Genomic DNA, 10,036 nt, shown 5'->3' with positions numbered 1-10,036 from the left:
ATTAAAATTTCCACCATTTTTTCTTATCTGTGATCCCTTCATTATTTGCTGCCTGTCCGTTTCTTTTGCTGAATGAAAAAGCCAGTCTCTGGTAAGGGTCTTTGATATCAAAGTACAATTGCGTACCATCATCGAGTGTAAGCGCATCCATGATCTTATCTCCGTCCTTAACCAGGTTTTGTGATACATCCTGTTTATTGAGATGGTGCCTTACCAGATCCCGTTCATCGGAGATTCTTGTAATAATATAGGGAGATTTTTTGGTTCCTTCTCCTGTTTTTTCAAGGCATTCAAAGATAATCTGTGTTATGGTCATTTCAATATTCCTGCCTTTTTCATCACCCAATTCTTTATAAGCAAAATATTTACAGATATGTGCCCTGGGGCTCAGCAGAATATTGATATTTGCATAGCGTATAACTTCTTCAAATTTTCCTTCATTGAGTAAATCCTGTAAGTTTTCTATGTCTTCGGAATAGGGATCATATTCCGGATCACTGATCACCAGCTCACGGCATTTAAGGAATGTTTCTTTGGTGGGGTCAGTTAAAAATTCAAATACTTTCTCATACGTTTTCATTAGGGTCTTCGGTTATAGTTTTTAGTTCTCGCCAGAATGCGTCTTTGTGAATTCCGAATTCGGCTGTTAGTAGTTTATTGATCAACGGAATTTCCGCCAGTTTATAATCTCTTTTTTCAACAATTCTTTCCAGATACAGCTTCCGGTAGGTTTTGTGTTTTAATTCTTCCTGCCAATTGATATTTTTCAGATCAAGATCATATCCTATGCCGGAATAATGAAACTGCGTCAGGATATTTTCCAGCATTGTAATCAGAGGATCTTCGGGATCAATTGTATTCAGAGCAATAATGACCTGCGGTAAAAACCTCAGTGACAAATCTGCTGATAAGATAGAAGAAATATCCCGGCTGCCTTTAAATCCGGGAATAAGATTTTCAATATTTTTTCCAGTATTTTCCCTGATAAGATAAAGCTGTGCACTATGATAGAGTACTTTCGCTGCCCAGACGGCAGTATCTTTGCTGCAGGTAAGCTGGTCAGACAAAAATTCAAGCCGTTCTTTTTCAAATTCTGTTTCAAAATAATCTCCGGCTTCCTCCTCTTCCTGAGGGGAAATTTGCTGTAAGCTGGAAAAAAGCGTAATACATTCTTCCTTACGGAGCAAAAAGATCGTGTCTAAAAACGGTGACTTGGTTTCCATGATCTAACAAAAATAAAATTATTTCGTTGAGAATAAAATTTTTATGGGGAAGATTCATGTTAAATATGGAATTAAAGTGTTGGAAAAATGCAAAGGCATAAGCATTAGGCTGCTTTAAGGTGTAAGAAAGTCAAAGATTTCAGTAAGGTTACGTTTTAAAATTTAAACCTTATAGGTTTCTAAAACCTATAAGGTTTGAGATTATGTATTCATTACCATAAAGATGGCTTCGTCTCCATGGCTCCTCGCCATGACTTACTGCGATACGATTTCAATGATATTGTTTTCCGGGTCAAGGACCACACTTTCATAATAGCCGTCTCCTGTTGTACGGGGTTCTCCGGCTACTTTATATCCATCTCTTCTCAGAATTTCTGTAAGTTTATCTACTTTTTGTTTGTTATCCAAAGAAAATGCAAGATGAATAATTCCGTACTGCTGGGATTCATAAGAGTTTTCACTTTCTTTAATGTCCGGTCTGGTCATGATTTCAAGGCGGCATCCATTATCGAAGCTTAAAAAATAGGATTGAAAGTTTTTAACGGGGTTATGGTATTTTTCATTGGAAACGGCTCCAAAATATTTCTGATAGAATGCTCTGGATCTTTCAATATCTTTCACCCAGATGGCAATATGCTCGATTTTCATTTTTAAAATTTTAAATGTTTTTCTTCTGCAAAAGTAGCCGGACAACTTTCACGATGCCTGCTCTACGTTATTATTTTGTTGTTCTGTATTTACAAGGTTAGGTTTTGGATTATACAAAGGATTTTATTTAAAATATTATTTAAAGCATTTATTAATAATATCTTATATATTTTATTAAGAAGAGGTGGTTTCATTGTTTCCATTTTCGTAATTACAGAAACAAACTAAAAGTTATTATCTTTGCCCATTCAAAAAAACATTATGAGTATTCACATCAGTGCAAAAAAAGGAGAAATTGCTAAAGTAGTATTGCAGCCGGGGGATCCGCTTCGTGCACAGTATATTGCTGAAAATTATTTGGAAAATGCTAAACTGGTAAGCAAAACCAGAGGTATTTTTTATTATACAGGGCTTTATAAAGGTAAAGAAATCACTGTAGGAGCGAGTGGAATGGGTTTTCCAAGTATCGGAATTTATTCTTTTGAGCTGTTTACAGAATATGAAGTAGATACGATCATCAGAATCGGGACTTGTGGTGCTTACAATACAGATCTTCAACTTTTTGATATTTTAAATATTGACAAAGCAGCCAGTGAAAGTACTTATGCCAAATATGCATGGGGAATTGAAGATGAAATCCTTTCTCACCAGGGGAATATCTTTAACACCATCAATGAAACGGCTAAAGATTTATCTTTAAATGCTAAAGCAATCAACGTGCACAGCAGTGATATTTTCTACAGAAAAGATCCTGCAACTCCTGCTATTGCTACAAAATACAACTGTCCAGCAGTAGAAATGGAAGCTTTCGGTTTATTTGCCAATGCTCAGCATTTAGGGAAAAATGCGGCTACCATCCTGACGGTAACGGATATTATCCCAACTCACGAGAAAATTTCTGCTGACGAAAGAGAAAAAGCCTTGAATCCTATGATGGAACTGGCTTTGGAATCAGCTATAAAGAGCTTGTAAAAGACGAATTAGCTTTTGCAAATGGTTTACAAAAAGAGCTTTACTTTATCAGTAGAGCTCTTTTTTATAGTCTGAAAAAATTTCTGGCGGTTTCTGTGGTCTCGTCTGCAACCTCGGAAATGCTGATCTTCTTCAGATGGGCAATTGTTTGTGCTACATAAGGTAAGAATGAAGGTTCATTTCGCCTGTTCTGCATTCTGGGCATATTTTTCGGAAGCATAAAAGGGGCATCTGTTTCAATCATCATTCTGTCAAGAGGTACATATTTTATAACGTCTTCAAGATGTTTAAATCTTTTTTCATCACTGATTGCTCCTGTAAATCCTAAGTAAAATCCTTTGTCAAGATAAGTCTTTGCTTCGTTCAATGTTCCGGTAAAACAATGTACTACCGCTTCAGGTAACTTTGAAAGAAAGTCATCTGTGATTTCATTAAACCTTTTAAATGCTGATCTTTCATGAAGAAAAAGGGGTTTATTCACTTCTATAGAGAGTTCCAACTGTGCCAGATAACATTTTTCCTGAATAGGTCTTGGAGAGAAATCACGATCAAAGTCAAGGCCGCATTCTCCTACGGCAACCACATGATCCTGTTTTAACAATTTCCTGAGTTCACCAATACTTTGTTCATTTAAAGATTTGGCATCGTGAGGATGAATTCCGGCTGTTGAAAATAAAATTTCAGGATATTCTTCTGCAATTTCTGCAGATTCTTTGCTTCCTCTTACGCTGGTTCCTGTGAGAATCATATGTTCAACACCATGATCCAAACCGCGGTTGATAATTTCTTCGTGTTCATTATAGAACTGTTTATTGGTCAGATTAATGCCAATATCAATGTAGGTATTCATTTTGTTTTCTGAATTTTATTAAATGTTATTTTCAAATATAAAAAGGGAAGCAGGAATAATTCTGGAAGGAAATTTTTGGTCTGATTCATAGCTTCTGTTTTATATCTGCAAAACTAGAAGCATGCTGCGCAATGTTTTTACGTAGTAGAAAAGGCTAAAGGCTAAAGAAATAGAAGCTGTAATTGGTGAGCATTTTATTTCCCGCAGATTTAGCAGATGACACAGATGTTTACGTTTTTATTTATTCGTTGATGAATTTTTCGAGAAAACCAATCAGTTTTGTTCCTCCGTGGCTCCAGCGGATTCCGTGGCCTTCTTTTTCGCGGACTTCAAAAACGAGTTCGTGTTTGTAATGAAAAAACACATTCCACCAGGTTTTATTTTCAAGAATATCATTGATTTTTGCCATTACTTTTTCCTGTTTTTGCAGGTTATTTCCTTTAATCTCTCCCCAAAAATCATCATCCATTCTTCCAATATGTTTTTCCCAGGCTCTCTGCGCAATGGTAATTTCACTGTTAAATGGTTCCCGGCAGGCATTGATCAGTATTGTTTTCAAGGGCGGAATCGCATTTTCATCGCGGATGCTTGCTGAGGTCAGTCTTTGCCCTAAAACATTCAGCCAATGTTCAAAAGGAATTGCTTCCAGAGATTTTGTTTTTACCACATCTGAATCGTTACTCTCAAGAATGGTAATGAATTTTTCAAAGCTTTCCCGTCTGTTGATTATTATTTCCTCGTTAAAATAAGGGTGATCCAGATCTAAGGCATCCTTCTTAAACTTAGACATATTTTTCTCCAGGCTTTCCAGATGCTCTTTTGCTAATACAGCTTGGTATTGATCTTTCCATGCTTCGGAAAACAGGAAAATATAGGGTTCAAACAGATTCATTCTTTACATCATTTTGATCAGGTTGACAGAGAGACTTTCTTCTCCGATCAGATAAGCAATCAGGTTAAACCATTCTTTACAATGATCCAGAATCCAGGCATCTGAGGAAATGATGAGTCCTGAACTTTCTGCCAGAAATTTATCCGGATTGTACTGAAGATCTGCTTCCCAATTGAGCTGGTACTGTTGTGCATATTCAAGAATGATCTGCTTAATTCTTCCACTGTTGGAGACGGGTTTATCAAAGATCCAGACAAGTTGACGGATCTGGTTTTTCTGATAAAAAGACGCTACAAGCTCTACAGCCCTTATAGTTTGATTAACTCTTTTATACGTTCCATGAACGCCCGAAAGGTCCCGGATACAGCCGTCCAGTCCTTCAAAAATATAAGCTTCAGAAAGCAGACTTTCCAATAGAATTAAAACATTAAAGCCATCCAGATAAACTGTTTTCCCTTTTAAATTTGGAGCTTCTAATCGTTTCAACTTTCTGTTTTGAAGCTGTATGGCAGATGCAGATGCTCCCCGCAAAGCTTGTATCTGACGGGCTTTCAACCTATATCTGTTTCCAACAAGTTCAGAAGCAGCTTTTTCCGGATATTCTCTACTCAACAGATAATGCATGTCTTCAACAGCCTGTTTCAGTTTGGTGATCTGTTTCTCTGAGCCAAAAAGGGTGTCGTCGCCAGTATTTTTCCCGCGGTTTCTGTTATTCATATTCAAAAATAGAATTTTTGGCGGATGTTGGAAACCACCCCGTCAAAAATTCTTTGAATTTTTGCCACCCCTCCAAGGGAGGGGAATTTCACACCTTTGATTGTTAAATTTGTCAAACATATTATTTTTCTCATTTTATTTTGGAATCTGTTATGTTTTCTACAACAAAAGAGATATTCCGTACAATGTTTTGATATTGATTCAGAATAAGTTTGCAAAGACTTAAAAATCCTTTTATGAATACACTGAAAAAATTATGTTATCTGTCTGCAGCCATACTGCTATCAGCATCTTTTGTTTCATGTTCAGACGATGATCAAGAAATTATTACTGAGCAGCAGACCCCCTCACAGGTATTGTCTTCTACTCCCTGGGAAACTACCGGAGCTAAAGATAAAAATGGAAATAGTGTAGCACTTACTGATGCCAGCGTAGCAGGATATGTAGGATTTGCTTACTTCAAGGCAGACGGAAAGTTTGCTATTTATAATCTGACTGATGTGCTGAGATCTATGGGAACATGGTCTGTAGATGCACAGGGGAAAGCAAGAACTATTGCCGCACTGAACCCGGATGGAACCACTATTTTCACCCATAATGTTGAAATTCTTGTGCTAAACAGAAATGAATTCACCTACAGGATCCGCCCTGACTCCAGTGACCCTTCTGTTTATTATGATATTATTCACACAAGAACTTCTCACGCAGAACCGGCTAACGGACAGCTTACACTGGCTTCCACTCCATGGGAAACTACCGGTGCCAAAGATAAAAACGGAAATAATGTTGCGTTAAATGATGCCAGTGTTGCCGGATTTGTAGGATATTCTTACTTCAAAGCTAACGGAACTTTTAAAATTTTCGGATTAAACGATGTATTACGATCTGAAGGAACATGGTCTATTTCTCCGGACGGAAAGAAGAGAACGCTTACCACACCTACTTTTACACGTGTTGTGGATATTCTGCTTCTGAATGAAACAACCTTTACTTACAGAATTACTCCTGATGCTGCCAACCCAGCTGTATTTTACGATATTATTCATACAAAGGTAAACCACAAGGAACCTTTGTAATGTCTATTTTTTTATAATAAGGAAGAACCTGCTCTATAATGGGCAGGTTTTTATTTTTAATTAAAATATCCTTTGTGTAATTATCATATGTATTCTTCCCACCATTTCTTCCAGCTTATTGATCCTAACTGATCCAGGTTTACTTTTTCTCCGATCACCGGAAGAGTTACCGGAATATTATTTTCTTCCGCATGTTTTGATGCCAGCTCCAACGGCTCGTACCAGATGTGCTGGGCAAGCTTGAATTTGGAATTGTGTACAGGGATAAAATTCCTGGCTTTCAGTTCTTTTATTTCTGTTATCAACTGGTCTGGCAATGTATGGATATAAGGCCACTTTTCGTTATACTGCCCACTTTCCATTACTGCCAGGTCAAACGGTCCGTATTGATCGCCGATTTCTGTAAAATGATTTCCATAACCGCTGTCGCCGCCCAAAAACAAATTTTTTGTGGGAGTTTTTAAAACAAAGGAAGTCCAGAGTGAGATGTTACGGTTCAGCAGTCTTCCCGAAAAGTGTCTGGCAGGTGTAAGTGTGATTCTGAAACCTTCTGCGATGTCTATACTTTCCCACCAGTTTTTTTCTATGATTTTGTCAAAGCTCCAGCCCCAATATTCGAAGTGCTGTCCGGTTCCCAGCCCACATATGACCTTGCCTACTTTATCCTTTAATTTCTGAACTGTTTTATAATCCAGATGATCCCAGTGATCATGTGAGATAAGCAGAAAGTCTATATCCGGCATATGTTCCGGCTTATAATAATCGGCTCCCTGAAAAGCTTTTATGGAACCGGGCATGGGGGAAGCATTTCCGCTGAAAACAGGGTCTATCAGAAATTTCCTGCCATCTGCCTGTATGAAATAGGAGCTGTGTCCGAACCATATCAGGACATTTTCTTCAGGCTTCAGATTTTTAAGATCGGTAACAACAAACGGAAGCGCTGTCCGGGGTGATGTATTTTCTACTTTGCAGAGGCTTTGGAGAAGTAATTTGGTCATACTTTCACCTTCTAATAAAGCAGGTGTTGTTACTATATTCTGAAACTTTCCGTTGAGGTAATTGGGAAGTGTACTGAAATATTCTTTTCTTTTTTCATCGGGAAACTGCCCGAGCTGTTTTTTTAAATTTTTCATTCACTTAATTTTAAATCCAGCCTCGTTTTTGAGAAATAATCATTATCACATTGACCGGCAAATCTTAATTCAAAATAAATATAAGCATAAGAATTTGAGATGTGGAAATAAAATGGAAAAGATATACCTGTTTTTGTAATCCTGGTTATGTAATTTTCCATAAATAAATGCTGCCCTACAAAATGTAAGGCAGTATGTAGTAATTAAAGATTTTCTCTGAAGAATGGAATTACTTTTTCCAAAGCCTGCTGTACCGGCTCAGGCTGATCGTAGAGATCATAATGTGAATAGCCTTCAATAATGACCAGCTCTTTCTTTGCAGAGGCAGCTCTTCTTACGATTTCGAATCCGTCTCTGTAAGCACCGAAACCTCCGGGTTTATCTCCTATTACAACCAGAATGGGTTGTGTAAGAAGGGTTTCACTTAAGTGAAATGCATCCCAGCCCATTCCTGCCGCCATATTTGAATATACAGCATTGGTGGCGCCACCGGGAGCCTGGCCACGGGATGTTTTATAATAATCTGTTGCTTCTAGTATGTCAATATCTTTGATGCCTGCTTCTTTTCCCGCATGCACGGAATCGGGCAGCATATTGATGGTTAACAGCGCTGCGCCTGCCACTTCTGCTGAACGCTGTTTAGTCACATTTCCAAGAACTTCCATAGGACTTCCCCCGGCAAATCCGTCTCTCAGCAAGCGCCCGAAGTTGACTCCCGTAATTGAAACCACGGCCTTAATTCTTCTTTCTGTCATGGCAATATTCAGGGAGTAGCCTCCACCACCGCAAACACCGAGAATTCCTATTTTGTCTGTATCTACATAAGGGAGTGTTTCCAGATAGTCGATAGCATACCGCACATCTTCGGTACGAAGAAGCGGATTTTCAATATACCTTGGTGATCCTTCGCTTTCTCCCTGGAAAGAAGCATCAAAAGCCAGCACCACAAATCCTGCTTCCGCCAAAGCTTTTCCATATACATTTCCTGCGGTCTGTTCTTTACAGCTTCCTATGGGATGCATTGAGATTATGGCAGGATATTTTTTCTTATCGTCAAAATCTGAAGGAAATAAGAGTATTCCTGCATTATCCCATGCAATATTTTTGAATGTTATTTTTTTTGTATTCATTTTGTAGATGTTTTTTTTAAGATAAAAGCTGGAGGAGAGAGACTGGAATTTATTACAATCTATTCCTTTTTTTCTCTACTCCACCTTTTATATTTTATTTCAGTTCTTTTATTTACCCTAATTTTTCGTGAAAGAAGGATATTAATTGTCCTGCCGCTTCATTCACATAGTTTTCCCTGTCATACAGGGACATGTGGTTTGCTCCTTCAACAATATATTTTATTTTGTCTGCTGATGCGGCACGTTCAATAAGATCATCGCTCATCCATGCACTTCCGGCTGCACTTCCCACTATGGCTAATAAGGGCTGTGTAAAAAATGCTTCAGCTTTGTTGTAGGCATCATAAGAAATGATTTGTGAAAGGCTCCTTGTTGTTGCAAATCCTGGTGCCGTAGGATACTGGCATCGGTCTGTGTGATAATATTCCCAGGCTTCTCTTAATTCTTCATTGGGAGCATCTTCTTCTTTTTCAGGAGCTAAAGGAATAGTCTGTAGGTCTGTACTTTCTGCATCTGCTGTTCTTGCATTGGAGCCTGCCAATAAATAAGGCAAAGCATCTGCATCTTTTACGGTATTTTCCCATCCATTTCTGAACATGGAGCCGATATTGACTGCACTTACCATTCCTACGGCTTTGATTCTATGGTCGTTGATTGCCGCGTTAGCTGTATATCCTGCTCCTGCACAGATTCCCATAGCCCCGATTTTTTCTGGATCAACGTAAGGAAGTGTTGTAAGATAGTCGATCACTGCACTTACATCTTCTGTTCTGATATAAGGGTTTTCCAGTTGTCTGGGTTCTCCTGTGCTTTCGCCCTGATAAGAGGCATCATATGCAATTGTTATCAATCCCTGTTCAGCGAGCTTTTTGGCATATAATCCTGCGGTCTGTTCTTTTACTCCGCCTCCGGGATGAGAAACTACTACTGCCGGATATTTTCTGTTCTGGTCAAAACCACCAGGGAAATTGATGATTGCTGATAAGATAGTTCCCTGACCGTTTTTGTTTTTGATGGTAATTTTTTCTTGTGACATGATTTGTATATTTTATTTGTTTCTTTTGATAGGTCAAAGGTAGGCATATATAAGTCTTGAAACGGAAACGCATTACCTGAAAACAGATACATTTTACCTTTTTTGATATGGGCTGTATAATTTAGTACATAAGCCTGGTGAATCGGGTATAAAAAAGAAAAAGTCCTTCCGTTTAAAATTCAGGATAACATTCCGTTCGGTCTGGATAGGGTTCACTATTCCCCTAGCCCCGATAGAAGTGGTTACCCCGCAACAGGAAGGGCTGCCTTGGCTCAGTATGGCAGATTTCGGCGTGAGGAGTATGAACGGATAGCGGGATAAAGCTTCTTAAAAAACAAGACAACTCATTGAGCTGTCTT

General features: G+C 38.4%; 11 protein-coding genes. 2 read left to right on the top strand and 9 right to left on the bottom strand.

The features are described 5' to 3' along the window. Nucleotide 1 precedes the first annotated feature (1 nt). From ACP3T3_RS18495 to ACP3T3_RS18485, 3 genes are all read right to left on the bottom strand, one after another. Entirely contained in the window at nucleotides 2–580 is a 579-nt protein-coding gene (locus ACP3T3_RS18495) for a DUF4919 domain-containing protein (RefSeq protein ID WP_426477227.1), read from the bottom strand. Then, nucleotides 567–1,223 (bottom strand): hypothetical protein, encoded by a 657-nt coding sequence (locus ACP3T3_RS18490; RefSeq protein WP_426477226.1) that lies wholly within the window; start codon nucleotides 1,221–1,223, stop codon nucleotides 567–569. Before ACP3T3_RS18490 ends, ACP3T3_RS18495 begins: the two co-directional genes overlap by 14 nt. Nucleotides 1,224–1,478: 255 nt before the next feature. Next, the gene (locus ACP3T3_RS18485; protein WP_426477225.1) at nucleotides 1,479–1,871 is read right to left on the bottom strand and encodes a VOC family protein; all 393 of its coding nucleotides are present in this window, start codon (nucleotides 1,869–1,871) and stop codon (nucleotides 1,479–1,481) included. A gap of 261 nt (nucleotides 1,872–2,132) precedes the next feature. Here ACP3T3_RS18485 and deoD point away from each other — a divergent pair, with 261 nt between their 5' ends. Beyond that, complete coding sequence (gene deoD, locus ACP3T3_RS18480) at nucleotides 2,133–2,843, top strand: purine-nucleoside phosphorylase (RefSeq protein WP_426477224.1); 711 nt, start codon at nucleotides 2,133–2,135, stop codon at nucleotides 2,841–2,843. 64 nt (nucleotides 2,844–2,907) lie between these two features. Here the strand turns inward: deoD and ACP3T3_RS18475 are convergent, their stop codons facing one another. From ACP3T3_RS18475 to ACP3T3_RS18465, 3 genes are all read right to left on the bottom strand, one after another. Further along, complete coding sequence (locus tag ACP3T3_RS18475; protein WP_426477223.1) at nucleotides 2,908–3,693, bottom strand: TatD family hydrolase; 786 nt, start codon at nucleotides 3,691–3,693, stop codon at nucleotides 2,908–2,910. A 241-nt stretch (nucleotides 3,694–3,934) separates the two neighbouring features. After that, nucleotides 3,935–4,585, bottom strand: a complete 651-nt coding sequence (locus tag ACP3T3_RS18470) for a hypothetical protein (RefSeq protein ID WP_426477222.1) — start codon at nucleotides 4,583–4,585, stop codon at nucleotides 3,935–3,937. 3 nt (nucleotides 4,586–4,588) lie between these two features. Beyond that, nucleotides 4,589–5,302: a DUF434 domain-containing protein gene (locus ACP3T3_RS18465; RefSeq protein ID WP_426477221.1), complete on the bottom strand. Its 714-nt coding sequence runs from the start codon at nucleotides 5,300–5,302 to the stop codon at nucleotides 4,589–4,591. 236 nt (nucleotides 5,303–5,538) lie between these two features. Here ACP3T3_RS18465 and ACP3T3_RS18460 point away from each other — a divergent pair, with 236 nt between their 5' ends. Further along, nucleotides 5,539–6,378 (top strand): DUF4822 domain-containing protein, encoded by an 840-nt coding sequence (locus ACP3T3_RS18460; RefSeq protein WP_426477220.1) that lies wholly within the window; start codon nucleotides 5,539–5,541, stop codon nucleotides 6,376–6,378. Nucleotides 6,379–6,461: 83 nt separating this feature from the next. On the opposite strand, the gene ACP3T3_RS18455 is transcribed toward ACP3T3_RS18460, so the two are convergent. The 3 genes from ACP3T3_RS18455 to ACP3T3_RS18445 form a co-directional block, all read right to left on the bottom strand. Next, the gene (locus tag ACP3T3_RS18455) at nucleotides 6,462–7,511 is read right to left on the bottom strand and encodes an MBL fold metallo-hydrolase (RefSeq protein ID WP_426477219.1); all 1,050 of its coding nucleotides are present in this window, start codon (nucleotides 7,509–7,511) and stop codon (nucleotides 6,462–6,464) included. Between the two features lie 203 nt (nucleotides 7,512–7,714). Next, a complete protein-coding gene (locus ACP3T3_RS18450) occupies nucleotides 7,715–8,641 on the bottom strand; it encodes an alpha/beta hydrolase (RefSeq protein WP_426477218.1) in 927 nt (308 codons plus the stop codon). A 112-nt stretch (nucleotides 8,642–8,753) separates the two neighbouring features. Next, nucleotides 8,754–9,677 carry an alpha/beta hydrolase gene (locus tag ACP3T3_RS18445; RefSeq protein ID WP_426477217.1) on the bottom strand — a complete coding sequence of 308 codons (924 nt, stop codon included), beginning with the start codon at nucleotides 9,675–9,677 and terminating at the stop codon, nucleotides 8,754–8,756. Between the last annotated feature and the right edge of the window lie 359 nt (nucleotides 9,678–10,036).

This window comes from Chryseobacterium sp. CBSDS_008 (genome assembly GCF_049959325.1).
GTDB lineage: Bacteria > Bacteroidota > Bacteroidia > Flavobacteriales > Weeksellaceae > Chryseobacterium.
This window is presented reverse-complemented; position numbering and strand designations above follow the sequence as displayed.

Excerpts from the sequence above, each read along its gene's own strand:
- ACP3T3_RS18455 (WP_426477219.1), bottom strand. The coding sequence starts at position 7,511 with ATGAAAAATTTAAAAAAACAGCTCGGGCAGTTTCCCGATGAAAAAAGA.
- ACP3T3_RS18460 (WP_426477220.1), top strand. The coding sequence starts at position 5,539 with ATGAATACACTGAAAAAATTATGTTATCTGTCTGCAGCCATACTGCTA.
- ACP3T3_RS18495 (WP_426477227.1), bottom strand. The coding sequence starts at position 580 with ATGAAAACGTATGAGAAAGTATTTGAATTTTTAACTGACCCCACCAAA.
- ACP3T3_RS18450 (WP_426477218.1), bottom strand. The coding sequence starts at position 8,641 with ATGAATACAAAAAAAATAACATTCAAAAATATTGCATGGGATAATGCA.
- ACP3T3_RS18485 (WP_426477225.1), bottom strand. The coding sequence starts at position 1,871 with ATGAAAATCGAGCATATTGCCATCTGGGTGAAAGATATTGAAAGATCC.
- ACP3T3_RS18475 (WP_426477223.1), bottom strand. The coding sequence starts at position 3,693 with ATGAATACCTACATTGATATTGGCATTAATCTGACCAATAAACAGTTC.
- ACP3T3_RS18470 (WP_426477222.1), bottom strand. The coding sequence starts at position 4,585 with ATGAATCTGTTTGAACCCTATATTTTCCTGTTTTCCGAAGCATGGAAA.
- ACP3T3_RS18465 (WP_426477221.1), bottom strand. The coding sequence starts at position 5,302 with ATGAATAACAGAAACCGCGGGAAAAATACTGGCGACGACACCCTTTTT.
- ACP3T3_RS18490 (WP_426477226.1), bottom strand. The coding sequence starts at position 1,223 with ATGGAAACCAAGTCACCGTTTTTAGACACGATCTTTTTGCTCCGTAAG.
- deoD (WP_426477224.1), top strand. The coding sequence starts at position 2,133 with ATGAGTATTCACATCAGTGCAAAAAAAGGAGAAATTGCTAAAGTAGTA.
- ACP3T3_RS18445 (WP_426477217.1), bottom strand. The coding sequence starts at position 9,677 with ATGTCACAAGAAAAAATTACCATCAAAAACAAAAACGGTCAGGGAACT.